Origin of the sequence: Pseudomonas medicaginis, assembly GCF_965119365.1 — a bacterium.
GTDB lineage: Bacteria > Pseudomonadota > Gammaproteobacteria > Pseudomonadales > Pseudomonadaceae > Aquipseudomonas.
On the sequence record NZ_OZ221631.1, the window covers coordinates 4069533 to 4094276 of the forward strand.

The 24744-nt window shown below is 62.2% G+C and carries 19 protein-coding genes; 7 read left to right on the plus strand and 12 right to left on the minus strand.

Annotation, left to right across the window (positions count from 1 at the left end; genetic code table 11):
• The first annotated feature begins 207 nt into the window (after nt 1–207).
• Nucleotides 208–1116, plus strand: a complete 909-nt coding sequence (locus ACMTA2_RS17895; protein ID WP_413791062.1) for an AraC family transcriptional regulator — start codon at nt 208–210, stop codon at nt 1114–1116.
• A gap of 45 nt (nt 1117–1161) precedes the next feature.
• On the opposite strand, the gene ACMTA2_RS17900 is transcribed toward ACMTA2_RS17895, so the two are convergent.
• From ACMTA2_RS17900 to ACMTA2_RS17945, 10 genes are all read right to left on the minus strand, one after another.
• Nucleotides 1162–3402 carry a xanthine dehydrogenase family protein molybdopterin-binding subunit gene (locus ACMTA2_RS17900; protein WP_413791063.1) on the minus strand — a complete coding sequence of 747 codons (2241 nt, stop codon included), beginning with the start codon at nt 3400–3402 and terminating at the stop codon, nt 1162–1164.
• A gap of 12 nt (nt 3403–3414) precedes the next feature.
• Nucleotides 3415–3888, minus strand: a complete 474-nt coding sequence (locus tag ACMTA2_RS17905) for a (2Fe-2S)-binding protein (RefSeq protein WP_413791064.1) — start codon at nt 3886–3888, stop codon at nt 3415–3417.
• Between the two features lie 195 nt (nt 3889–4083).
• The gene (locus ACMTA2_RS17910; protein ID WP_413791065.1) at nt 4084–5403 is read right to left on the minus strand and encodes an OprD family porin; all 1320 of its coding nucleotides are present in this window, start codon (nt 5401–5403) and stop codon (nt 4084–4086) included.
• A 189-nt stretch (nt 5404–5592) separates the two neighbouring features.
• Nucleotides 5593–6423, minus strand: a complete 831-nt coding sequence (locus ACMTA2_RS17915) for a phosphodiesterase (protein ID WP_413791066.1) — start codon at nt 6421–6423, stop codon at nt 5593–5595.
• 25 nt (nt 6424–6448) lie between these two features.
• Nucleotides 6449–7480, minus strand: a complete 1032-nt coding sequence (locus ACMTA2_RS17920) for an ABC transporter ATP-binding protein (protein WP_413791067.1) — start codon at nt 7478–7480, stop codon at nt 6449–6451.
• Nucleotides 7477–8271 carry an ABC transporter permease gene (locus tag ACMTA2_RS17925; RefSeq protein ID WP_413791068.1) on the minus strand — a complete coding sequence of 265 codons (795 nt, stop codon included), beginning with the start codon at nt 8269–8271 and terminating at the stop codon, nt 7477–7479. The genes ACMTA2_RS17920 and ACMTA2_RS17925 overlap by 4 nt, the downstream gene beginning before the upstream one ends.
• A complete protein-coding gene (locus tag ACMTA2_RS17930) occupies nt 8268–9086 on the minus strand; it encodes an ABC transporter permease (RefSeq protein WP_413795679.1) in 819 nt (272 codons plus the stop codon). The genes ACMTA2_RS17925 and ACMTA2_RS17930 overlap by 4 nt, the downstream gene beginning before the upstream one ends.
• Nucleotides 9087–9137: 51 nt before the next feature.
• Nucleotides 9138–10142: an ABC transporter substrate-binding protein gene (locus tag ACMTA2_RS17935; protein ID WP_413791069.1), complete on the minus strand. Its 1005-nt coding sequence runs from the start codon at nt 10140–10142 to the stop codon at nt 9138–9140.
• A complete protein-coding gene (locus ACMTA2_RS17940; RefSeq protein ID WP_413791070.1) occupies nt 10126–11145 on the minus strand; it encodes a LacI family DNA-binding transcriptional regulator in 1020 nt (339 codons plus the stop codon). Before ACMTA2_RS17940 ends, ACMTA2_RS17935 begins: the two co-directional genes overlap by 17 nt.
• A 135-nt stretch (nt 11146–11280) precedes the next feature.
• On the minus strand, nt 11281–12489 hold the full coding sequence (locus ACMTA2_RS17945) for an MFS transporter (protein WP_413791071.1): 1209 nt from the start codon (nt 12487–12489) through the stop codon (nt 11281–11283).
• A gap of 154 nt (nt 12490–12643) precedes the next feature.
• Between ACMTA2_RS17945 and ACMTA2_RS17950 the strand changes: the two genes are divergently transcribed.
• The 4 genes from ACMTA2_RS17950 to ACMTA2_RS17965 all read left to right on the plus strand — a co-directional run bounded on the left by ACMTA2_RS17950 (nt 12644) and on the right by ACMTA2_RS17965 (nt 17778).
• Nucleotides 12644–13525, plus strand: a complete 882-nt coding sequence (locus ACMTA2_RS17950; RefSeq protein ID WP_413791072.1) for a LysR family transcriptional regulator — start codon at nt 12644–12646, stop codon at nt 13523–13525.
• A gap of 690 nt (nt 13526–14215) precedes the next feature.
• On the plus strand, nt 14216–16777 hold the full coding sequence (gene nirB / locus ACMTA2_RS17955; RefSeq protein WP_413791073.1) for a nitrite reductase large subunit NirB: 2562 nt from the start codon (nt 14216–14218) through the stop codon (nt 16775–16777).
• Nucleotides 16777–17163 carry a nitrite reductase small subunit NirD gene (gene nirD / locus ACMTA2_RS17960; protein ID WP_413791074.1) on the plus strand — a complete coding sequence of 129 codons (387 nt, stop codon included), beginning with the start codon at nt 16777–16779 and terminating at the stop codon, nt 17161–17163. Before nirB ends, nirD begins: the two co-directional genes overlap by 1 nt.
• A 174-nt stretch (nt 17164–17337) precedes the next feature.
• Entirely contained in the window at nt 17338–17778 is a 441-nt protein-coding gene (locus ACMTA2_RS17965) for a CBS domain-containing protein (RefSeq protein ID WP_413791075.1), read from the plus strand.
• 9 nt (nt 17779–17787) lie between these two features.
• On the opposite strand, the gene ACMTA2_RS17970 is transcribed toward ACMTA2_RS17965, so the two are convergent.
• Both ACMTA2_RS17970 and ACMTA2_RS17975 read right to left on the minus strand, forming a co-directional pair.
• Nucleotides 17788–18825, minus strand: coding sequence for an AraC family transcriptional regulator ligand-binding domain-containing protein (locus tag ACMTA2_RS17970; RefSeq protein ID WP_413791076.1), 1038 nt, complete (start codon nt 18823–18825; stop codon nt 17788–17790).
• A complete protein-coding gene (locus tag ACMTA2_RS17975; RefSeq protein WP_413791077.1) occupies nt 18822–19736 on the minus strand; it encodes a GGDEF domain-containing protein in 915 nt (304 codons plus the stop codon). The genes ACMTA2_RS17970 and ACMTA2_RS17975 overlap by 4 nt, the downstream gene beginning before the upstream one ends.
• Before the next feature lie 471 nt (nt 19737–20207).
• Here ACMTA2_RS17975 and ACMTA2_RS17980 point away from each other — a divergent pair, with 471 nt between their 5' ends.
• Nucleotides 20208–22730, plus strand: a complete 2523-nt coding sequence (locus ACMTA2_RS17980) for a TonB-dependent receptor (protein ID WP_413791078.1) — start codon at nt 20208–20210, stop codon at nt 22728–22730.
• Nucleotides 22731–22758: 28 nt separating this feature from the next.
• On the plus strand, nt 22759–24690 hold the full coding sequence (locus ACMTA2_RS17985) for a phytase (protein ID WP_413791079.1): 1932 nt from the start codon (nt 22759–22761) through the stop codon (nt 24688–24690).
• Nucleotides 24691–24744 lie beyond the last annotated feature (54 nt).

Consider the following 24744-nt stretch of genomic DNA (forward strand, 5'->3'; position numbering starts at 1 on the left):
GCTGAAATATCTGGTCATACCTGGCCGGGGCGGATTGGCGCCAGTTACGGCTCGTTGAATCGAGCAAGAATTTGCGCCAATCAGGCAAGCGGCTCGAACCGCCGACCCAGCATACTTGCGCCCATATTGACCATCGACTTGCCCTGATGCCGAATATTGTTCGCCATCAGGGCGAGTTCTGGGTCCGATGTTTTCAAGGAGTGAAGTGTGCACACCGATTCAAAAAGTGACCCGAGCGTCAGCAACATCAGTCGCCTGGTCGGTTCGGTCAGCCAGCTCATGCCCAGCGATGGTGACCAGATCACCGCTATTGCTGGCTTGAGTCTGCATCGGCACAAAGCGGTCACCGCGCCGATGCATTGTATCTATGGCCTGGGCATCGGCGTGACGTTGCAAGGCCGCAAGCAAGCCATGATCGGGGACGAAATACTGACCTATGCGCCAGGCCAGTCCATGGTGACCTGCGTGGACCTGCCGGTCATTTCCCACGTCTCCCAAGCCAGCATCGCCAAGCCATTCCTGGGCATGATGCTGAGATTCGACAGCACGATGGTGATGCATGTGGCCGAACGCATGCAGTTGTCACAACGCATGAGAGATGACGCGTTTCGACCGATTACCGTTCAAGCGCTGGATACCGGAGTGCTGGACGCCCTGCGACGCTTGATAGACCTGCTGGATGAACCGCCGCTGCTTGAGGCAGTGGCTCCGCTGATCAAGGAAGAGATCATCGCGCGTCTGCTGAGCGGTGCCCACGCGCCGCAATTGCTGCATGTGATCGCTGCCGGGTCACCCAGCCAGCACATTGCCAGGACGGTCGCCTGGCTGAAACTGAATTTTAGCCAGGCGTTGCGCATGGACGATCTGGCGGCACAGGCCCATATGAGTCCTTCCACTTTTCGCCAGCATTTTCGCACCGTGACGGGAATGAGCCCGTTGCAATACCAGAAGCAGCTGCGGCTACAAGCCGCTCGGCAGTTGATGTTGAGCCAGAACGTCGATGCAAGCAGCGCTGGGGGCTTGGTGGGCTATGAAAGCGCCTCGCAGTTCAGTCGCGAATACAGTCGTCTCTTCGGAGCGCCGCCGCAGCGGGATATCAAGCGGATTCGCTTGTGATCGTAAGGCTTGCCTGGCATTGCGACCAGGCAACCTCACACGCCGTCACACCAACTTGAAAGGCAACTCACGCAACGGTTTACCCGTCAGGCTCGCCACGGCGTTGGCAAAAGCCGGGGCCAAGGCTGGCAGGCCGGGTTCGCCCATGCCCGTGGGCGGCTCGGCGCTGGGCACGATGTGGACGGCGAATGTCGGCATGTCGGTAATGCGCGGCACACTGAAGTCCGCAAAATTGCTTTGCTGGACCACGCCGTCTTTCAGCGTGATCGCGCCACCGGGCAGGCACATCGACAGCCCCATCAGCGCCGCGCCCTGGACCTGGGCCTCGATACTGCGTGGGTTGACGACCAGGTTGCAGTGCACGCCTGCGGTCACGTCATGCAGCACCGGACGACCGTCCTGCACCGAGGCTTCGACCACATACGCCACCACCGAACTGAACGACTCGTGGACCGCCACGCCCCAGGCATGGCCCGCCGGTAACTGGCGCTTGCCGTACTCGCTTTTGTCCACGGCCAACTGCAGCGCCTCGCGATGGCGTGGGCTCTGGTCGCCAAACAGCTTCATCCGGTAGGCCACTGGATCCTGCTTGGTGGTGCGAGCGATTTCGTCGATCAGCGTTTCCATCACAAACGCCGTATGGGTAGAGCCCACGCTGCGCCACCACAGCACCGGCACGTTGAGCTTGGGGTGATGAACCGTCAGCCGCATGGGCACAGGATAGGGGTCGCGCATGCCCTCGGTGGCGGTCGGGTCAATGCCATTTTTCACCTGTCCACCAAATACGGTGCCGGTGAGGATCGATTGGCCCACCAGGGCATGATCCCAGGCCAGGACCTTGCCACTGTCGTCGAAACCGATGCGTGCGCGGTGCAGGTGCATGGGGCGGTAGTAGCCGCCCTTGATGTCGTCTTCCCGGCTCCAAAGGGTGCGGATAGGGGCGTTGACCCCGGCGGTGCGCGCGGCCTTGGCGACCTCGCAAGCCAGTACCACGAAATCGTTGGTGGGCACGCCGCGCCGGCCAAAACCGCCGCCGGCAGTCTGCACGTTCACCTGGATCTGCTCTGGCTTGAGGTTCAACACCTTGGCCGCCGCCGCACCGTCACCGCCGGGGAACTGCGTGCCGACCCACAGTTGAGCGCTGTCCTGGGCGAGCTGTACGGTGCAATTGAGGGGCTCCATCGGAGCGTGGGCCAGGTAGGGAAATACAAACTCGGCGTCCAGTTGATGCGGCGCGGCGGCCAGCGGCGTCATGTCGGCATCAAAGTGCAGTAGGCCGGGTTTGCCGGCCAATTCGCGGTATTGCGCCAATTGTTTTTCGCTGTCCACTTTTTCCACGGCGGACGCGTTCCATTCCACCTTCAGTGCATCCCGTGCCAACTTCGCCTGCCAGTAACTGTCGGCGACCACCGCGACACCTTCGGCGCCACCGTCCAGCGGTATGCGCAGCACGGCTTTGACACCTTTCGTGGCCCGCGCCGCGCTGTCATCCAGGGATGCGATTTTGGCGCCGAACACCGGAGGTCGGGCGACGACTGCGGTGAGCTGCCCCGGCAGGTGCATGTCGATGCCGAAATCCTGCTGGCCGCTGCTCTTGGCCTTGGCATCGATGCGGGTCGTGGCCTGGCCGATGATGCGGAAGTCCTTGGGATCCTTGAGGGTGATCTGCTCGGGCACCGGCATCGTCATCGCGGCTTCGGCCAGCTCGCCGTAGCTGGCTTTACGGCCTGCCGGGCCGAGGACCATGCCGGCCTGGGTGCTCAGGCTCGCCACGTCCACGTTCCAGCGGGCGGCGGCCGCACTCAAGAGCATGGCCCGCGCCCGTGCGCCGAGCTCGCGGTACTGGGTGTAGCTGTTCTTGATCGTGTTGGAACCGCCGGTGAGGTGGATGCCGAAGGCCGGGTCCATGTAGGCGGCGTCGTTGCTGCCGTTGCGACTGCGCACCAGGCTCCAGTCGGCATCGAGCTCCTCGGCGAGAATCATGGGCAGGGCGGTCTGTACGCCCTGGCCGAACTCCAACCGATTGATGGTCACCGTGACCTCGCCATTGGGGGCGATCTGCACGAATGCGGAGGGTTGCTGGGTCGGTTTGAGCGGCGCTGCGGCGCCCGCATTGGCCTCCTGCGCCAAGGCCAGGTGCGGGAATGCGCCCAAGGCGAGCCCGCCAATGCCAACGATCTTGAGAAAGCTGCGCCGGGGCAGGGCCGCAGGGCCGTCAGCCTCGCTGCGTTCAAGCATGTGCTGCAAGGCGCGTGGGAGCTCGTTCGGGAAAATCTCGTTCAACATGGTCGGCTCCGATCAGGCAAGGGCTTTGGCGGCATCAGCCACCGCAGCGCGGATACGGGCGTAGGTGCCACAGCGGCAGATATTGCCGGCCATGGCCGAGTCGATCTCGGCGGCCGTGGGCTGTTTGCCTTTGGGCTGGGCCTTGAGGAAAGCGGTCGCGCTCATGATCTGGCCGCTCTGGCAGTAACCACATTGCGCCACGTCATGCTTGACCCACGCCTCGTGCACGGCGCTGCCCACCGGATCGCTGCCATTGGTTGCCGCTTCAATGGTGGTGATCTTCTTGCCTACGGCGGCGGCGATGGGCGTCACGCAGGAGCGAATGGCCTGGCCGTCCAGGTGCACGGTGCAGGCGCCACACAGCGCAGCGCCGCAGCCGAACTTGGTGCCAGTCATACCCAGCGTATCGCGCAGGGTCCAGAGAATCGGGGTGCCAGGGTCTACGTCGACCGTGTATTCACGGCCGTTTATGTTCAGGGCGCTCATAGGGGGACCAGCTCCAGATGGTTTGGCTCTGGTTAACTATAGAAAGGAATGCTTGGGGGGGATTGCACGATCCGGGCTGATTATTGCCTGATCATGCGAATCACCGCGCCCCAGGAAGGTGCGCGCTGTTGGGGCCGCGCAGCAGGGCAGGAACAAAGGAGTCGGAGTGGGGGACCTCCGGCTCCTTCTGCACGATTACATCAATGGAATGCTATAGCTCACGATCAGGCGATTCTGATCCTGGTCACGAGCAATATCGCTTCGCGACATGCCATTGCGCCAGCCGAAACCGACGTTCTTCAACGCGCCGCTCTGGACCACATAGTCCAGGGAAATATCACGCTCCCATTCACTGGCTTCCTGGCCGCTGGCCGTCTGGATGTTGTCGCCCTTGAGGTACATCACCGACGCCTTCAAGCCCGGCACACCGAGCGCTGCAAAGTCATAGGCATACTGGGCAAATGCCGTGCGTTCACCGGCCTGGATGAACGTCTGGATGGTGCGGTCGGTGTAGAGATAAAGACTCGCGCCGCCTTCACCTTTGCCCACCAGGCCGCCCTGGTTCAATTGCGTAAAATTGCTGTCTTCGGAAACACGCTGATAACCTGCAGTAATGGCATGGCCGCCCAACGAATAAATGAACGCTGCACTCCAGGTATCGTTGTCGATTTCACCACTGCCGTCCTTGGTATAGCCGCCGAGCTTATAGCCACTGGCGCGACCGGCAGCGCTGCTGTTCTTGCCATCGGACGTGGTCTTGAAGTAACGCAGGTCGGTTTTCAACGAACCGTATTCACCCAACGGTAATACATGCAGCAAACCGGCGAAGTGCTGTTGATAGTAGTCTTCAAGATTGGCGTAGTAATACTGCGCGGTCATATCCTTGGTCAGTTTGTAATCACCACCGGCAAAGGTAAATTTATTGCTTTCCTGGCTGCCGCCCGCCACGGCCAGCCCGGCGCTGTCACTGGAAGCACGGCCGGTGGCGTGTTCCAGTTGCCCGGCAGTGAAGGTCAGGTTGTCGATTTCATTGCTGGTGACTTGGCCACCCTCGAAGGTTTGCGGCAGCAAGCGGCCATCGTTGGAAACCAGGATTGGCAGCTTTGGCTGCAAAGTGCCGTACCGCAGCTCGGTCTTGGAAACACGCATCTTCGCTGTTGCACCGAGACGCGCCCATTGGTCCGCCGCCTTGTCCCCATCATTGGGAAACATCGAGCCACCGACATGACGGCCCGCGCCACTGTCGAGCTTCAGGCCCAGCAACCCGATCGCATCCAGGCCGAACCCCACGGTGCCGTCGGTAAACCCCGACTGATAATTGAGCATGAAGGCCTGGCCCCATTCTTCGGTCTTCGAAGGCGCGGCGGCTCCATCACGGTTATCGTTGTTGAAGTAGAAGTTGCGCAAGTTCAAGTTGGCTTTGCTGTCGCTGATAAAATCAGCCGATGCCAATGGGCTCAGGACCAGACTCACACCGCCAGTTAAAAGACTCAGTGTTTGCAATAGGGCTTTCATCAGGACGTACTCCTGCGCGGAATCACTGTTCCGGGCATATTGAAAAGGCAGCAGGAAGCCTTCAGCCGATCAGTCGATTGGCCGAGGCATGAATAAAAAACGTCAAGCAACTTCAATCTATGGAATGGGGCAGTGGTTCAAACCTCCGAGGAGCGCCTTCAGAACAGCACCATGAAAGTCCTTGGGTTATCAGTCGATCAATCCGTGAGCGTCATAAAACGGATAGGGCCCGGGATATTCACCCAACACGCCGTTATGGGTCACCAGTCCCTGGGCATGCCAGTGATGCAGCAAATACCCGGGCGGCTCCAGATTGAAATGCGCTGGCGCGGCCTCTTGCAAATCCAGCACGATCTGATGAGAGACGCCGGGGCATACACAGCTCAGGCTGCCGCCGAAACGCCGCTGCATCGGCCGATGCAAATGCCCGCACAGCAAGCGCTCAACCTGTGGGTGGCGGGTGACGACTTGCTCCAGTGCCGCTGCGTTGATAAACGGTTCACGGTCCATGTGACCGATGCCGCTGATGAAGGGCGGGTGGTGCATCACCAGTAGCGTGGGCGTATCGGGGCGAGCGGCCAGTTGTTCGTCGAGCCAGCGCAATTGGCTGTCCAGCAACTGGCCACCATGGGCACCGGGGACGGTCGTGTCCAGGCCGATCAGGCGCAGCGGATGCTCGTCAACCACCCAATCCAAGGGCCCAGCGGCCAAGCTTGGCAAGTAGTCATGATCGGCAAATGCCGCCCGCAAATACTCACGGTTGTCGTGGTTACCGGGCACCACGTAGCAAGGCATGTGCAGGCGGGCCAGTTCGGGGTGCAGCACGGCGTATTCATCAGGGCGACCGAAGTCCACCAGGTCGCCACTGATCACCACGACGTCGGGCCGCGGCACCTGGCTATTCAAGTGATCGATCGCGCGACGCAGTGCGGCAAGGGTATCAACGACACCGTATGTGAGTTTTTCCCCAGCTTTAAGATGCAGATCGCTGATCTGCGCAACAAGAAACGGACGCTTCAAGACAAACCCTCTGAAAAGACGACGATCACGATGACAGGGTGAACAGGGCATGTGGCTCGATGGCCAGTGCAATCGGGGTGCCGGGGGCGTGGATGACGTTTTCCGTGCAATCCACCAGCAATGGCTCAGTGGCTCCGACATCCACCAGCAGGCGGCTTTGAGCCCCCTGGAAAAACTGGCCCAGTAGACGACCGTGCAGATGCCCCTCGCTGTCCATCACCCGCAAATGCTCGGGGCGGCAATAGACGGTGGCAGGCAGGTCAGCACCACTCCATGGCAACTCCCCTCCACTGACTTTCAAGCCACGGTGGGTGTGTTCGATCACCGGGAAGGCATTGAGGTTGCCAACAAAACGGGCGACGAAAGTGTTGGCCGGTTGCTGATAGATCTCCCGTGGGATGGCCAATTGCGCAACGCGGCCGTGCTCCATGACCAGGATCCGATCGCCCAGCGCCATGGCTTCGCCCTGGTCGTGGGTGACGAACACGGCGGTCATGCCCAGATGGCGTAGCAACTGATCCAGTTCGCTGCGCAGGCGCTCACGCAACTGTGCATCCAGCGCGGCCAAGGGTTCGTCAAGCAGCAATATCCGGGGCTTGGGGGCCAGGGCGCGGGCGAGGGCGACCCGCTGGCGCTGACCGCCGGACAACTCGTGGATACTGCGCTTGCCATGATCCTGAAGACCCACCAGCTCCAGCAACTCCGAGCAACGCTTGTTCCGTTCAGCAGGCGCCATGCCGCGAATCTTCAAGCCATAGACGATGTTGCCGGCGACATCCAGGTTGGGAAACAGCGCATAGTTCTGAAACACCATGCCCACGTCGCGGCGTTCGATGGGCAGGCGAGTGACGTCGTTGTCGCCAAAAAACACGCGCCCCGCATCCGGGCGTTCAAGACCGGCGATCAATCGCAGGGTGGTGGTTTTTCCGCAACCGGACGGGCCGAGGATCGCCAAGGTTTCGCCGGCATTGATGGTCAGGTCCAGGTCATGTACGGCAACGGTGCCGTCCGGGAACGCCTTGCGGCAACCCGCCAGGCGAATGGTGGTTCCGGTCATCGTTTTTCTCCACGGGAAAGGCGCGCGCTGATGGCCTGTAACGCAATCAGCAGCGGCACGATCATCAGCAGGAATATGAGGGTGTAGGCACTGGCGACTTCCAGCCTGGCCGAGGCATAGCTGTCCGCCAGGCCCACCGGCAATGTCTTGGTCATCGGCGTGTGAAGCATCCAGGTCAGGTTGAACTCGCCCAGCGACAGCGTGACAACCATGAGTACCCCGGCGAGGATCCCTGCCCGGCAATTGGGTACCACCACACTGAAGAATCGTCGCAGCGGCCCGGCGCCGAGGCTGGCTGCCGCTTCCTCCAGGGCAGGCAGTTGCTGGCGTTGCATCACGGCCATCACCGGGCGCACCAGGAACGGCAGGGTGAACAGCACGTGGCCGACGAGAATGAACAGCCAGCTGCCGCGAAACCCACCGAATTGCCCGTAGGTGAGCAGCAATGCCAAGGCGCTGGCCAGGCCTGGCATCGCCACCGGAAGCACCATCAACTCCTCGAACGCACGGCTGAAGCGGTTGTTCATCCGTACCAGCGCGTAAGCCGCCGGAACCCCCACCACGCAGACGCACAGTGCGCAGGCCGCGGCCAGTTGCAGGGATAGCCAGACCGTCGGCGAATAAGCCTGCCAGACGTGCACCAGCCAATCGAACGTCAGGCCGCTGGAGACGCCTTGGAAATAATTGCGCGTCAGCCCGGCCAGCAGCGACATCAGCACTGGCACCAACATGAACGCGCAGACCAGCAGGGTGAATAGCAGTTGGCCGATAAACAGCGTTGAGCGTTTCACAAGACGGTCCTCGAATTTTTCACCAGGCGCCTGGCCAATAGCAGCACCGCCCAGGTCAGTGCCCCCAACACCACCGACAGCGCGGCGGCCACGGTGAAATTGGCGTAGTTGGTGAACACGTTGTAGATCGCCACCGGGGTTACGTTGAGTCGGGTGCCCAGGGTGAACGCTGTACCGAACGCCCCCATGGACGTCGCGAAGCAGATCGCCCCGCACGACACCAATGCCGGAGCCAGGCCGGGGACGATGACATCACAAACCACCCGCCAATGACTGGCCCCCAGCGATTGAGCGGCCTCTTCCAGGCTGCGATCCAGGCTTTCGCAGGCGGCCATCACCGTGAGAATTACCCGTGGGATCGAGAAGTACAGGTAGCCGATACAAAGGCCCATCAACGAGTAGGCGAAGATCCAGCGCTCACCCGCCAGCTCAAGGCCAAGGCTGGCGAACAAGCCTTGGCGCCCAGCCAGCAGAATCACCAGAAAACCGACGACCACACCGGGGAAGGCCAGCGGAAAGGTCAACAAGGCGATTAGCAGCGAACGACCGAAAAAGCGCTGGCGACTGAGGAACACACCACTGATGCCACCCACCAGCAGCGCCGCGAGGGTCGTCGCCAGGGCCAGCAGGCACGTCTGTGCCAGGCTGCCCAGGTATTGCGCACTGCCTAGTACTTGCCAATAACCGCTTTCGCCGCCGTCTCGACTTTGCCCGCCCAGCATGATCAGGTGCGCCAGCGGCAACAGCCAGAACGCGAACAGCACCGCTGCCGCAGGCGCCAGGGCCCAAGCCGCGGTCAGGCGCAAACGCGGCACCGCGGTTTGGCCCGAAGGGGTTGCCTGGGTTTTTATTGCCGAGGCGGTCACTTACTTGATCTCTTTGAGATAGCGTGCGGAAAAGGCTTCCTGCGCCGCCGCCATCTGCTCGTAGTTGACCACGCCGGCCCGGGCGTAATCGTTGTCCGGCAGGAACTGCGCCGCGATGTCGGCAGGCATCTTCATCGCCCGCACTGGCCGCAGGTAGGCCTTGGCCCAGAGTGCCTGCCCCTGGTCGGACAGGACGAAGTCCAGGACCTTCTCGGCGTTGGCCCGATGAGGGGCGTTGTCGACGATGCTCATCACGTAAGGCACGCTGATGCTGCCTTCCTGTGGAATGACGAAAGCGACGTTGGCCTTGTCCTTGTAGCGTGCCCGGTAGGCGTTGAAATCGTAATCGACCAGGATCGGCAACTCCCCGGACAGCACCCGCGCATAGGCTGTCTGCTTGGGCACGATGGGCGAGTTTTTCGCCAGTTTCTGGAAGTAGTCGATCGCTGGCGTGAAGTCATTGAGGCTGCCGCCCATGGCCTGGTTGATCGCTACCGCAGACACGTAGCCGACGAACGCGCTGGACGGATCAAGGTAGCCGACCATGCCTTTGTACTCGGGCTTGAGCAGATCGCCCCAGCTTTGCGGCACGGGCAAACCGCCCAGTGCATCGACGTTGACCATGATGCCCAAGGTGCCGGAGTGAATGGCAAACCAGTGTCCTTGCGGGTCCTTCAAACCGTCCGGGATCTGCTCCCAACCCTTGGGTTTATAGGTGCCGACCACCCCGGCTTTTTGCGCCTGCAAACCGAAGGTCACGCCGTAATACACCACATCCGCCACTGGCGCGGCCTGCTCGGCCACCAGTTGTGCCAAGGCCTGTCCGGAGTTCTTGTTGTCCAGCGGGACCTGCACGCCGGTGGTATCGGCGATGGCCTTGAGCTGCGTGCCCCAGTCGGCCCATTCCGGTGGGCAGTTGTAGCAAATCGCCGTTTCGGCAGCCTGTGCCAGGCTGGCGACGCCGCAAAGCAGTAACGTCGCCAGGGTTTTACTGAAGCGGATCATCGAGTGTCTCCTCGTAGGGTTGAGTGCTTTCGCCCGGCCGTATATGGCAGGGCAGGCAATGGGAAACCGGTGTGGCGCCGGCGATCTGCGCCAGCAGTTGGTCGATCACGGTGCAGGCCAGGGTCTCGATGGGCTGGACGACGCTGCACAGCGTCGGGTGCATCTGAGTGCCGAGTGCGATGCCGTCAAAGCCAATGACCGAAAGCTGCTGGGGGACGTGCCAGCCGCTGCGGCGCAGTTGTGCAATCAGGCTGATTGCCAACAGATCGTTGGAGCAAACCAATGCACTGAGGGCTTGCGGGCCTTGCAGCCATGGCTCGATGGCGGCGAAGTCGGCTTCGGTATGGGCCGGCATTTCAATCACCGGCCAGCAGTCGAGACCAGCCTCGCCCATGGCGTCGCAATAACCGGCGTAACGCAGGCGAGCACGGTCCGATTGCAGGGCAGGGCCGGCAACCATGCCAATGCGCCGATGCCCGGCTTCCTGCAGATAGCGCGTGGCGAGGGCCATGCCGGCGCGGTTGTCCACCGACACGGCGCTGTAGTCCGGGTTTTCCGGTTGGTGATAGGCCAGCACAAAAGGCGTGTCCTCGCTGTCGAGGCTTTGCAATACGTGGTTGCTCTCGGCGTCGGTCACCGTGAGGACCAGGCCATCGACGCGCTGGCGCAACAACTCCTCGACCACCACGCTTTCGCGCTCGCTGCTGTAGTCGGTCGTCGCCAGGAGCAGGTTGTAGCCGCGCAAGCGCGCCGCGCGCTCCATGGCCTGGAATTGTTCGGCGAACACGGGATTGAGCAGGTTGGGGACCACCACACCGATCAGCCTGGTCACCTGCAGGCGCAACTGGCGGCCAAGACGATTGGGCCGAAAACCCAGTTGGCGCGCAGCGGCGAACACCTGCTCGCGGGTGGCCGGACGCACCACTTCAGGGGAGGCGAAGGCGCGGGCAGCGGTTGCTCGTGAAACCCCTGCCAGGCGCGCCACTTCTTTCAAATCAGTCATTGTCACTCGCTTGAGATCGATCTCATTGGCGAGGACACTACTCAGGGCTTATGGCGTTTTGGCGACGCAGTGATGACAATTTGATGTCGGTTGCGATGTCTATCGTTGAGGGCCAGCCAGGGTGCATACGCATACTCAGCGCATGCTTGCTGTAAACCCGTACTGCCTGGCCGACCACACCACCGCCAACGTCAGCAGCAGGAGAACCACCAGGACTGGCGAAAACGCCACGACTCCCAGGTGATCGAGCAGAATACCTCCGACGATCCCGCCGCCGGCAATAGCGAGGTTCCAGGCCGTGACCAACATCGACTGGGCAAAATCCGCCGCGTCTCCGGCTGTCTTGGCGATGGCCGTCTGGAACAGCGTCCCAGCCCCTCCGAAAGCGATTCCCCACGCGGCCACGGCGATATACACCGCCGCAGGCCTGTCGCTCATTGCCCCTAGCATCATTGCCGAAAGGGCGAACAGCACCGTACCTGCGAGCGTCAACACCCGCAGATGGCGATCGATCAGCACGCCGACGACCCAGATGCCCAGCAACGACGCGACCCCAAAGACCAGCAGGACCAGATCCGTTCGCTCGCCCAGGCCCGCCGCGGTCAAAAACGGAGCGATATAGGTAAAGAGAATGTTGTGCGCCAGGACAAAAGCCAGCACCACGAACAACACCGGGCGAACGCCCGGCAGGGTGAACACCTGGCGCAACGCAAGGCGCTTATGGGTGGCTTGCCCGGGGAAGTCAGGCACCTTGAGTCGCACCCAGACCATCAAGGCGACGGCGAACAGGCTCATGATGGCGAAGCTCATCCGCCAACCGATCAAATTACCGAGCAAGGTGCCGGCCGGTACCCCCAGGGATAACGCCAAGGGTGCGCCAACCATGGCGATCGCAATCGCTCGACCTTTCTGGCTCTCGGGCACCATGCGGGCGGCATAACCGGCCAACAAGGCCCAGAGCAGCCCGGCCGATACACCACCCAGCAAGCGGGCGACGATCGTCAAACCATAATGAGTGGAGAGCGTCGTGACGGTATTGGCGACGGCGAAGCCGGCGATGGCCATCAGCAAGAGCGACCGGCGTCGCATGCCTTGGGTCGCGGCGGTCAAGGGAATGGCTGCCAGCAACGAACCGATCGCGTAGACCGTGACCAACTGCCCGGCGAGGGCTTCGGAGATCGCCAGTCCTTCGCTGATCTGTGAAAGAAGGCCGGCGGGCAAGGCTTCGGTGAGGATGGTCACGAACGCCGCCAGTGCGAGGGCAAACAGTGATCCGATGGGGAGCTGCGCAGTGTCTTGAACAACCTCGGCATCGGCGTCGATAGGGGGGTTGGCAATCGTCATGTTGTCACCTGCTTGGAGCGCTCCTGACCCGTCGGGACGACGCGATCAATCGCAGATTGATAAGTGTCGACCACGGTAGGTGCACCTCCTTGGCGAGACAAGAATGCTAGAGTGCACAACACATCGGAAAAAATGTCCGCAATGAGGGCTTGGCGTGGAATCACTGAGCGGGATTGATTTTTTTGTGCGCGCAGCCGAAACCCGCAGTTTTTCAGAGGCGGGCAGGGCGCTGGGCATTTCGTCTTCGGCGGTGGGCAAAAGTGTCGCCCGGCTCGAGGAGCGGCTGGGCGTGCGGTTGTTTCATCGCAGCACGCGCAGTATCACGCTGACGGCGGAAGGGGCGCTGTTTCTCGAACGTTGCCGGCGCATTCTCTGCGAAGTCGAAGCGGCCGAACAGGAACTGTCGCAAACCCGCAAAGCGCCACGGGGCAAGCTGCGCGTGAGTCTGCCCCTGGTTGCAGATCTGGTCATGCCGACGCTGATCGCCTTCATGCGCCGCTACCCCAGTATTGAACTGGATCTGGACTTTTCCGACAGGCTGGTGGATATCATCGAGGAAGGTTTCGATGCGGTCATTCGGACCGGAGAGCCGAACGACTCCCGGCTGATGTCCCGTCCGTTGGGCCCGTTCAAGCTCGTTGTGGTCGGTTCGCCCCGGTACTTCGCCGAACACGGTACGCCGCACGTACCGATGGATCTGCTGCGCCATGCCTGCCTGCTCTACAAGTTCCCCAGTACTGGCAGGATGCAAGTTTGGCCGGTAAACGGGGACGGGGAACCGGAACTCAACCTGCCGGCGACCCTGGTCTGCAACACCACCGAGGCGTTGCTGCACGTGGTGCATGATGCGCTGGGGATTGCCTGCGTGCCGGATTTCACCGTGCGCAAGGCCATCGCTGCCGGTGAACTGGTCACCGTCCTGGACGACTTCAACAAGCATCAGAGCACCTTCCGCATGCTCTGGCCCTCAAGCAAACACCTGGCGCCGAAATTGCGGGTATTCATTGATTTCATGAGCAGTGAGTTATTCAAATGACTGGGCCACTGCGATCGCGAGCAGGCACAACACTCATGTCCACCCCAGCCCCGTGGGAGCCTGCTCGCGATGGCGGCGTGTCAGTTTGGGTGATGTTGGATGTGCCGGCCTCTTCGCGAGCGGGCTCGCTCCCACAGGGTATCGATGTCGGGCGCAATATGCGTATTCGCTGAAATCTCAATGTGGGAGCGAGCTTGCTCGCGAAGGCGGCGGTACATCCGGCGCCTTTGCCAATTGATCGATTGATATCGAGAGCCAGCCACTCCTGAGGGCGAACTGCACTTTTATGAAGCCGCAGGTGCAGTGATCGCACCATCGCAAGGCAGTTGACGGTGCTTGCGAAACGACGGCGGGCGCCGGTCAGCTCGTGGTGACTGAGCTGGTGTCTTCGCGGGCGGGCCCGCTCCCACGGGGGATCGGCGGTGAGTGGGCGGCCGTGAACACGTGGGTGGACAAGGTTTGGCACGCTCGCTGCAAGAAGCTATACAGGCCCGCCGCGAACACAGTCGAGTGGGCAACCCCGTCGGTCAACGAAGATCGAGTGCCAGCAGGTCGGGGAACAACGGTAGGTCAGGGCGCAGTCGCCGGGCCGATACCGCACAGAACAGGCAAAGACGCCTGGAACCGCAAGGTTTCAGGCGTCTTTTTTTTGCTTTCAAAATCGTGATGGGCTTTTGTCGGGTGCTTTTTATGAATTCCAACGTTGCTTCTCTGAACAAGCTGCAAACGCTGATCGTGATCGGCAATGGCATGGTCGGCCATCATTGTGTCGAGCAACTGGTCGAACGCGGTGCCCTCAATCATTACCGCGTGCATGTGTTCAGCGAAGAGCCGATGCGTGCCTATGATCGCGTGCACCTGTCCGAGTACTTCTCCGGGCGCAATGCCGAGTCCTTGGCCCTGGGCGAAGCTTCGTTGTACCAGACTCCCGGCGTCACGTTGCACCTGGGTGTACCGGTACTGGAAATCGATCGCCAGGCCCGCGAAGTCGTGACTGCCGGGGAGCGGATCAGCTACGACAAGCTGGTGCTCGCCACCGGTTCCTATCCGTTCGTGCCGCCGATCCAGGGCGCAGAGGGCGATTCCTGCCTGGTCTATCGCACCCTGGAAGACCTGGACGCGATCCGCGCCGCCGCCAGCAACGCCCGCCGTGGCGTGGTGGTCGGTGGCGGCTTGCTGGGCCTGGAAGCGGCCAACGCCCTCAAGACCCTCGGCCTGGAAGCCCATGTGGTGGAATTCGCCCCACGGCTGATGCCGGTGCAGTTGGACACGCAGGGTGGCCTGGCCCTCAAGGCCCGTATTGAAAAACTGGGCGTCGGCGTGCACCTGTCCAAGGGCACCCAGTCCATCAGTGCCGGCGAGCAGTACCGTTATCGGATGAACTTCGGCGATGACGATTTCCTGGAAACCGACCTCATCGTGTTCTCCGCCGGTATCCGCGCCCAGGACGCCTTGGCTCGCCAGAGCGACCTGCAGATCGGCCCGCGCGGCGGCGTGGTGATCGACGACCATTGCCAGAGCAGCGATCCGGACATCTACGCCATCGGTGAATGCGCGGCCTGGAACGGCAGCATTTTCGGCCTGGTCGCCCCGGGCTATCAGATGGCCCGCAACGTCGCGGCCCGGCTGTGCGGCGAAAGCGCCGAAGCCTTCACCGGCGCCGACATGTCCACCAAGCTCAAGTTGCTGGGCGTGGACGTCGGTTCCATCGGCGACGCCCAGGGCAACACTCCGGGGGCGCGCAGCTTTCAATTCATCGACGAAACCAGCGCCAGCTACCGGCGACTGGTGGTGGACGCCGACGGCAAGCGTGTGATCGGCGCGGTGCTGGTGGGGGACAACAGCTACTACGACACCTTGCTGCAATACATGCAGAACGGCATCGCCTTGCCCAAGGATGCCGCGAGCCTGATCCTGCCATCGTCCGAGGGCGTCCCGACCCTGGGGCCGGCGGCCTTGCCCGAAACCGCCACCCTTTGCTCGTGCCACAACGTCACCAAGGGCTCGATCTGCTCGGCCATCGACGGCGGCTGCACCGATCTGGGCCAGCTCAAGTGCGAGACCAAGGCCGGTACCGGTTGCGGGGGTTGCGCGGCCCTGGTCAAGCAAGTTTTCGAGCATGAATTGACCGCCCGCGGCGTCACCGTCGACAAGAGCCTGTGCGAACACTTCGCCTACACCCGCCAGGAGTTGTATGCGCTGGTGCGGGTGGAAGGCATCATCAGTTTCGAAGAGCTGCTGGCCAAACACGGCCGTGGTCACACCGGCTGCGACCTGTGCAAACCGGCGGTGGGCTCGATCCTGGCGTCGTGCTGGAACCAGCCGATCATGGACCCATCCCTGGTTCCGTTGCAGGACACCAACGACACCTTCATGGCGAACATGCAGAAGAACGGCACCTACTCGGTGGTGCCGCGTATCGCCGGCGGAGAAATCACCGCCGACAAGCTGATCGCCATCGGCGTGGTCGCCAAGAAATACGACCTCTACACCAAGATCACCGGCGGCCAGCGCATCGACCTGTTCGGTGCCCAGTTGCACCAGTTGCCGGACATCTGGGCCGAGCTGATCGAAGCCGGTTTCGAAACCGGCCATGCCTACGGTAAATCCACGCGCACGGTGAAATCCTGCGTGGGCAGCACCTGGTGCCGCTACGGCGTGCAGGACAGCGTGCAGATGGCCCTGACCCTCGAGGACCGCTACAAAGGCCTGCGCTCGCCGCACAAGCTCAAGTTCGCGGTGTCCGGTTGCACCCGCGAGTGCGCCGAAGCCCAGAGCAAGGACGTCGGCGTGATTGCCACCGAGAAGGGCTGGAACCTCTACGTGGCTGGCAACGGCGGCATGCGCCCGCGTCACGCCGAGCTGTTCGCCACGGACCTGGATGACGCCACGCTGATCCGCTACATCGACCGCTTCCTGATGTTCTACATCCGCACCGCCGACAAACTGCAACGGACTTCGGTCTGGCGCGAAAGCCTGGAAGGCGGCCTGGACTACCTCAAGGACGTGATCATCAACGACAGCCTGGGCCTGGGCGCCGAGCTCGAAGCGCAGATGCAACTGGTGGTCGACCGCTACGAATGCGAATGGGCCAATGCCCTCAAGGATCCGGACAAACTCAAGCGTTTCCGCACCTTCGTCAACGACAAGCGCGGCGATCCGGACGTGCACTTCGTTCGCGAGCGCGGCCAGCGTCGGCCGGTTCACGCCCACGAACTCCACCTGATTCCCGTTACCGAGGAGGTGCTCTGATGAGCCAGTCAAACGTCGTTCGTATTCCCACCCGCGATGTCGCCCAGGAACCGTTGCAATGGCGTGCCCTGTGCAGCCGTGAAGACCTGGTGCCCAACTCCGGCGTGGTCGCCTGGCATGACGGCAGCCAAGTGGCGTTGCTGTACCTGCCCGAGCATCAGGACAAGCCGCTGTACGCTATCGACAACCGTGACCCCAAGTCGGGTGCAAACGTCATCGGCCGTGGCTTGCTGGGCAGCATCAAGGGTGACCTGGTGATTGCCTCGCCGATGTACAAGCAGCATTTCCGTCTGGAAGACGGCCACTGCCTGGAATACCCGGAGCAAAGCCTGCGGGTGTGGCCAGTGCGGCTCAATGGCGATGTGGTGGAGATTGGCGAAGATTGATTGGCTTACCCATTTGTGGCGAGGGGATTTAGCGAAGCGTCGCGCCGCCTCGTTCGGTTGCCTGGCGACCGTAAGATTTTTGGGGCCGCTACGCAGCCCAACGGGGATAAATTCCCTCGCCACAGGAATGGTTTAGCTCAAATTATTGTGTGATTCGCAACCTGGGGATTAGTCATGAAAACCGCCGCCCAACTGGTGAGACTCAAGAGTGTGCAGAACCAGCAGGTCCACAGCATCGCGCCCGAGCAGACGGTGCTCGAAGCGCTGCAGATCATGGCCGAAAAAAATGTCGGTGCGCTGCCGGTGATCGAGGATGGTCAGGTGGTGGGTGTGTTCAGCGAGCGGGACTATGCGCGCAAGATGGTGCTCAAGGGGCGCTCATCGGTGGGGACGACAGTGCGCACCATCATGAGCGCGCCAGTGGTCACCGCCGACAGCCAGCAGAGCATCGACCGCTGCATGGCCGTCATGACCGACAGCCACTTGCGGCACCTGCCAGTGCTGGATAACGGGCAGTTGATCGGGCTGCTGTCCATTGGCGACCTGGTGAAAGAAGCGATTGTCGAGCAGGCGGATTTGATCCGGCAGTTGGAGCACTACATCCGCGGGCACTGAACCCACCGTTCAGCCCAACATCAGCAATTGCCGGATCAGCTTCGGCGTACTGCCGGTCCAGCGCTTGAACGAGCGCCGGAAGTTCGCCGTATCGTTGAAGCGCAAGTACTGCGCCACTTCCTCATTGCTGAAGCCCTTGACCTGATACAGATACAACGCCACATGGGTGTGCACCCGGTCCACCTGTTGCTGGAACCCGGTCTGGTGCTTGTGCAGCTTGCGCTTGAGGGTTGCCGGGCTCATGGCGAAGGCCTGGGCGGTCTGTTCCAGGCTGGGCGTCTGCTGCACATGGGTGTGCAGGTAATCGTAGAGGCAGTCCAGGAAACTTGAGGCGAAGCCCAGTTGATCGAGCTGGTCCCCGGCTTCGATCCGCGCCACCTGGCCGGCAGTGGCCGAGACGTTGGGCCAGGGTTGGGCGAGGCAGTGGCGGGGCAGGCGCATCAGGTCCAGGGGGCGGTCAAATTGCGTGTGCTCGCCCAGGTGCACCCAATATTGCTCGACGTAACGCGGCTCGCTGTGGCGAAAGCCGCACTGCCAGGGCAGGCGTTCACCGCTGAGCCAGGCACTCATCGCCACCATCGAGGTCATGCTCGCCTCTAGCACGAAGCGCCATTGATCCCCGGCGCCGCAGCTGTCCAGCCAATGGACATAGGCGTAATGCTCGTCCAGCAACAGGCGGGGTGCCGCCAACGGGCTGAGCAGCGCCTGCTGGTCGATCAGGCTTTGCAGGGCCTGATGCAGGTTCTGGGCGTGGCGCAAGGCGTGGCTCGCCGGTCCATAGTGCCCGGGCAACAGTCGCTGGCCAAACAGGAAGCTGCTGTCGCTGGCATCCAGCAGGCGCCGGCTGTTGTCGATCAGGCCGAGGAACTGCTGCGGGCTGATGCGGCTGTGCCCGGCAAGGATATCGTCGTGAAACAACCCGGTGCCGCGCAGCAGGCGATGGCTGTCGATGTCCCGCGACAGCGCCAGGTCGATCAGCGCGGCAGGCTGATAGTGCCCCGGAATGAAGCGGCTGTCGGTTTCGTACCAGCACGTCTTGAGCGTCATGCGCTTTTCGCCAATGTGGTCCGGGACTGGGCCAGCGCCAGGTTCAGGCGTTTGAGCAAGGCCTCGGGGGACTCGTCGAACGCCATCACCACCGCCGTGCTGGCGACCAGTTGCAACCGTTCGCCGTGTTGCCGGGTCTTGTGGGCCAGGCTGCGCACCGCAATTTCCAGCTCCAGGGCCAGGCGCCGGGCCTGGCTCTCGCCGGTATCGGGCAGCAACACCACGAAGCGGTCACCGGCCAGGCGGCACAGCAGATCCTGGCGGCGCAGGTTCAAGACCAGCAACTGGCTGACGGCCTGCAACACCGCATCGCCTTCGCCGTGGCCGAAGCGCTGGTTGATGGCGGTGAAGTGGTCCAGGTCCAGGGCTAGCAGCGACAAGGGTTGCTGGCGGCGTCGACTGTCTTCCAGGCTGGCAGACAGTTCGTGCTTGAGAAAGTCGGCGCCTCCCAACGGCGTGAGTTTGTCGAACAGACGATGCTCACGGAACAGCCGCTCGCGCTTCTCCATCTGTCCGTTGATCGCCAATTGCTCCCGGTGCCAGTGATAGATGCCGAGGGTCAACAGGATCATGCCCACCGGCATCGGCCCGGATTCGAGCCAGTGGTCCCAGGTGATGCTGTCGGGCAGGCGGATGAACTCATCGAGGCTGTCGATCCACCAGGAAAAGAAGATGCAGCCCAGGCCCAGGATCAGGTAGTTGGTGACCCGTCCGGCCGGGCGGCTTTTCAGCACCAGCCCCAACCAGACCAGCGCCAGCAGCGCCGAGCCACCTTCGCCGAGGATGTCCAGCCAGACCCATTCGGCAACGGGTTTGAGCTCGCCGCTGGCCAAGTGCAGGATCAACCCGAGGTTGGCCGCCAGCAGGAGCAGGGCGAGTTTGAGACGGTGCGGGCGCAGCACGGAGAACATGGCCGGAATCCTTTGCCAGAAGCGGAATGCGGCCCAGCACAGCAGATGGATATGACAGTGCGATGACGGCGAGTGACGGGGTGGGAGAGGTCGAATCAGCTCATCCATTGTCTGAACTTTTCATTCATGACATCGCCAGCTATCTCATTGTGGCAAGGGGATTTATCCCCGTTGGGTTGCGAAGCGACCCTAAAACCAGGCATCGCGGTATGTCAGGCAATATGAATGAGGGCGCTTTGCGCCCAGCGGGGATAAATCCCCTCGCCACAAAAGTGATCGGCTGCGGATTATCCGGGCGGCTCGAAACCAGGTCATTTCAGCTCATTCCGGCTCGCCAGCCCCCCTGAATCAGCCGATTGCAGCCCCTCCAGCGAAACCCTGTCACAGAACCGTCATTCCCCACCCCTAGCGTGCCCTCCCAGTTGCCGGGCCATTGCCTGGCGGATTTCCGGATTCCTGGGGAGGACCACCATGTACCACCGCACAAGCACTGCCGGGCTCGTCGGTTTCACGTTCACCGCATTGGCGATGGCCATTGCCAGTGAGCGGCTGAGCGCCGCCGAGCAGGCGGCCACTGAACACGTTGAAGTGGTCGGCCAGGCGGCGAGTATCGACCAGGCGCTCAAGGAACAGCGCAGCGCCGACAGCATCAAGAGTGTCGTGCATGCCGACGGTGTGGCGCAGTTGCCGGATGAAAACGTCGCCGAAGCGGTGCAGCGTTTGCCCGGCGTCGCCGTCGAGCGGGACCAGGGCGAAGGCCGGTTTGTCAGCGTGCGCGGCCTGGGGCCGGACCTCAACAGCGTGACCATCAACGGCACCCTGGTACCGGCCCCGGAAAGCGAGCGGCGCGCCGTTGCCCTGGATGTGTTGCCTTCGGAACTGGTGCAATCGTTGTCGGTGATCAAGACCCTGACGCCGGACATGGATGCCAATTCCCTGGGCGGCACCGTGGATGTGAAAAGCCTCTCGGCCTTCGACCACAAAGGCTTGTTCTACACCGGCAGCAGCGAAGCCAGCTATGACAAGAACACCCGCCAGACCAGCCCGAAGTTCTCCGGCGCCCTTAGCGATCGGTTCAGCCTCGGCGATGGCATCGACAACTTCGGCGTGGCTGCGGCGCTGAGTTGGCAGAAGCGCGATTTCGGTTCGGACAACGTCGAAACCGGCGGTGCCTGGGATTTCGAGCAAGGCTCGCGCCTCGAAGAATTCGAACAGCGTGACTACGACATCCGCCGAGAGCGGGCCGGTGGCGGCTTGAACTTCGACTACAAGCCCGACGACTTCAGCAGCTATTACCTGCGCACGCTGTACAGCCGCTACAAGGACAGCGAAACCCGTAACGCCGCCAGCATTGCCTTCGAAGACCCGCAAGCCGCCGGTGTGTTGGGGGACGCTGAGGGCAAGCGCAAACTCAAGCAACGTGAAGAAACCCAGGAGATCCAATCCTACGTGCTCGGTGGCGAACGCCTGTTCGGGCTCTGGACCCTCAGCGGTCAGGGCGGCTATAGCCAATCCAGCGAAGACAGCCCCGGCCACATCGCCGGCGCCACTTTCGAGGGCATCGACGGTTTCAACGGCGGCTTCTACGACAACGACAAGCCGCGGCCGATCATCGGCTCGGGGTTCTACGATCCGGCCAACTTCAGCCTCGACAAGGTGGATTGGGAGGAGCAGAAGACCACCGACACCGAGAAAAACCTGCGCCTGGACCTGGCCCGGGACTATGACCTGCGTGGCTACGCGTCCCAGGTCAAGTTCGGTGGCAAAGTCAGCCGACGTAACAAGGACAACGACCTCAATGCCTGGGTCTACGAGGATTTCGATGACCTGGGTTTCACCGACGAGCAGTTGAACCTTGGGCAGTTCCAGAAAGGCACCGTGGATTACCGCCTCGGTCGCTTCGGCCCGGGCATCAGCGCCGACGCGATCAAGCAGTTGCTCGGCGGGCTGAACCGCGACCAGTTCTTTGACGCGCAGGAGTCGCGAGTCAACGACTTCCAGATGAGCGAGGACATCAACGCCGGGTACCTGATGAACACCGTCGACATCGATGACTGGCGCTTCATCGCCGGCATGCGCTACGAAGGCACCGAGTTCGAAGCCAAGGGCACCGGCGCCACCGACGGGGTCTTCACCGATACCGAGACCCGACGCAAATATCACCACTGGTTGCCGGGCCTGCACGCGCGCTATCAACTGGACAAGAACACCCAGGTACGTGCGGCCTGGACCAAATCCGTGGTGCGTCCGACCTTCGGGCAATTGGCGCCGGGTTTTGTCATCGACGATGACGAGGCCACCTTTGGCAACCCGGACCTCAAGCCGCTGGAATCGAGCAACCTGGACCTGGGCATCGAACACTTCATGGGGCACGCCGGCACGGTCTCGGCCTTCGTGTTCTACAAGGACATCAAGAACTTCGTCTACAACACCGACCTGGCCGGCACGGGCGCCTGGACCGATTTCGCCGAAGCCCACAGCTACGCCAACGGCGACAGCGCCAAGCTCTATGGCCTGGAATTGGCCTACTCGCAAAAATTCGATTGGCTGCCGGCGCCCTGGAACGGACTGTTGTTGGGGGCCAACACCACGTTCAGTCGTTCGGACGCCGAGATCGAAGGTTTCGACCAGGCCACTGGCACCCAGCGCAAGCGCAGCATCGACTTGCCGAACCAGTCGGACACGGTCGGCAACCTGATGTTGGGTTGGGAAAACGACAAGCTGAGCCTGCGGCTGTCGGCCAACTACAAGTCAGCCTATCTGTTCGAACTGGCGTCCATCGGCGACCGCGACCATGACCTGCACGTCGATGCCCAGACCTTTGTCGATTTCAGCGCGCGTTACTCGCTGACCAAGAACCTGCAGGTCAGTCTCGAGGCCCAGAACCTCACCGACGAGTCGTATTTCGTCTACACCGGCCACCGCGCCTACAACGGCCAGTACGAAGAGTACGGCCCGACCTACAAGCTGGGGCTGACCTTTACCCATTTCTGAAGTTGGCCCAATGACAAGGATTTTCCCGTTGAACACGATGTTGTCTTTACCCAAGCGCTACCTACTGGCGATGGCGATCAGCCTGGCTTCAGCCGCCGCCCTGGCGGCTGCCCCGGCGCCCAAGCTAAAGCTAAAGCTGCAACCCTGGTCTCAAGCCGAGCAACTGTCGATCAACGCACTGGCATTCCTGCCTGGCCCTTCGACGACCGAGCGGCTGGCCAGTGCCCGCGAAGGCTTGTTCTTGCTCGATGCCCAAGGTCGCGAACTGACGCGCCTGAAGGGCACTTTCGAGGGCGTAGATAGCCGTGCCCAGGGCGCGAACGTGTTGCTCGCCAGCCTCGACAGCGAGCGCCAGCAAGCCCTGGTCGTCAGCCTCGACCCACAAAACCATCAGTGGGGTACGCCGTTGTACTTGCCCGCGCGGGATTTCCCGGTCAACGGCCTGTGCTTGTTCCGCGACGAGGCGAGCAACCTGTTTGTGTTCCTGGTCGGCGAGGAGGGCAAGGGCGAGCAATGGCTGGTGGGCAATGGCGAGCGCCTGAGCGACACCGCGCAACGGGTGCGGGGCCTGCCGTTGCCGCCGGATGCCAAGACCTGCCAGGTGCAGGACAGCGCTAATCAATTGTTCGTCAACGAGGAGCGGGTGGGTTGGTGGGCCTACCCGGCATCCTCTGAGGCCGAGGCCGTGCGGGTGCCCGTGGCGATGCGCGCACCGTTCGGCGACCTCCAGCAACGCGCCGGAGCCATGGCCGTGTTGCCCGGAGGCCTGTTGGGGCTGGACCCGGACGCGGCGCACCTGCATGTGTATCAGCAGCAGGGAGAGGGTTGGAGTGCTGAAGCCAGTCTGCCGTTGGCGGGTCTGAAGGAGCCGGAAAACCTCGCGGCGCGGCTGACGAAAAGTGGCATCGAAGTGCTGCTGCGCGACGATGACAATGGGCACCTGTACCAAGGCGAAATCAGCTGGAAACCCACGCCAGTAACTTTGCCGACGGTACTGCCCACTGTGGCTGCCATGGTCCAGAGCGAACCGGTGGCCCGCCAGGGCGATGCCGCCGATGACCCGGCGATCTGGGTGCATCCAACGACGCCCGGGCTGAGCCGGGTGCTGGGCACCAACAAGAAGCAGGGCCTGCTGGCCTATGACCTGCAAGGCAAGTTGTTGCAGGAACTGGCGGTCGGGCGCCTGAATAACGTCGATGTGCGGGCGAACTTCAAGCTGGGTAGGCAAACCGTCGATCTGGCCGTGGCCAGCAACCGAGATCGCAACAGCTTGAGCCTGTTCAGCATCGACCGCACCAGCGGCGAGTTGCGCGAAGCCGGTGAGATAGCGACGTCATTGAAGGAAATCTACGGCATCTGCCTGTTCCAGCCTGCCGAAGGCGAACTGTATGCCTTCGCCAACGGCAAGGACGGGCGCTTCATGCAGTACCGCCTGAGCGCGCCGGACGGCGTGGTGAAAGGCCAGTTGGTGCGCCAGTTCAGCGTCGACAGCCAGCCCGAAGGTTGCGTCGCCGACGAGCAGCGCCAGCGCTTGTTTCTCGGCGAAGAGGACGTCGGCGTCTGGGCGGTGGATGCCCGGGCCGAGCAACCGGCCACATTGAGCAGCGTGATCAAGGTCGGCCCGTCGTTGCACGCCGACGTCGAGGGCATGGCCTTGTACCAGGCCAACGGCCACGACTACCTGGTGATCTCCAGCCAGGGCAACGACAGCTACCTGGTGCTCGATGCCGAGCCTCCCTATGCCGTGCGCGGCGCCTTCCGGGTCGGCCTGAACGCGGCCGCGGGCATTGATGGCGCGTCGGAAACCGATGGCCTGGAGGTGACCTCGGTCAACCTCGGCGGGCCTTGGAGCCAGGGCATGCTGGTGGTCCAGGACGGTCGCAAGCGCATGCCCGAGCAAACCCAGAACTTCAAGTTCGTGCCCTGGGCCGACGTGGCGAAAGCGCTGCGCCTGCCTTGAGCGATGCTGTCATCAGCCGGTCACGAACATTTCATCGAATAACCGCCAGACAGG

Coding starts and splice junctions, on each gene's coding strand:
- ACMTA2_RS17900 (WP_413791063.1), bottom strand. CDS start 3,402: ATGTTGAACGAGATTTTCCCGAACGAGCTCCCACGCGCCTTGCAGCAC.
- ACMTA2_RS17905 (WP_413791064.1), bottom strand. CDS start 3,888: ATGAGCGCCCTGAACATAAACGGCCGTGAATACACGGTCGACGTAGAC.
- ACMTA2_RS17910 (WP_413791065.1), bottom strand. CDS start 5,403: ATGAAAGCCCTATTGCAAACACTGAGTCTTTTAACTGGCGGTGTGAGT.
- ACMTA2_RS17920 (WP_413791067.1), bottom strand. CDS start 7,480: ATGACCGGAACCACCATTCGCCTGGCGGGTTGCCGCAAGGCGTTCCCG.
- ACMTA2_RS17935 (WP_413791069.1), bottom strand. CDS start 10,142: ATGATCCGCTTCAGTAAAACCCTGGCGACGTTACTGCTTTGCGGCGTC.
- ACMTA2_RS17940 (WP_413791070.1), bottom strand. CDS start 11,145: ATGACTGATTTGAAAGAAGTGGCGCGCCTGGCAGGGGTTTCACGAGCA.
- ACMTA2_RS17945 (WP_413791071.1), bottom strand. CDS start 12,489: ATGACGATTGCCAACCCCCCTATCGACGCCGATGCCGAGGTTGTTCAA.
- nirB (WP_413791073.1), top strand. CDS start 14,216: ATGAATTCCAACGTTGCTTCTCTGAACAAGCTGCAAACGCTGATCGTG.
- nirD (WP_413791074.1), top strand. CDS start 16,777: ATGAGCCAGTCAAACGTCGTTCGTATTCCCACCCGCGATGTCGCCCAG.
- ACMTA2_RS17965 (WP_413791075.1), top strand. CDS start 17,338: ATGAAAACCGCCGCCCAACTGGTGAGACTCAAGAGTGTGCAGAACCAG.
- ACMTA2_RS17970 (WP_413791076.1), bottom strand. CDS start 18,825: ATGACGCTCAAGACGTGCTGGTACGAAACCGACAGCCGCTTCATTCCG.
- ACMTA2_RS17975 (WP_413791077.1), bottom strand. CDS start 19,736: ATGTTCTCCGTGCTGCGCCCGCACCGTCTCAAACTCGCCCTGCTCCTG.
- ACMTA2_RS17980 (WP_413791078.1), top strand. CDS start 20,208: ATGTACCACCGCACAAGCACTGCCGGGCTCGTCGGTTTCACGTTCACC.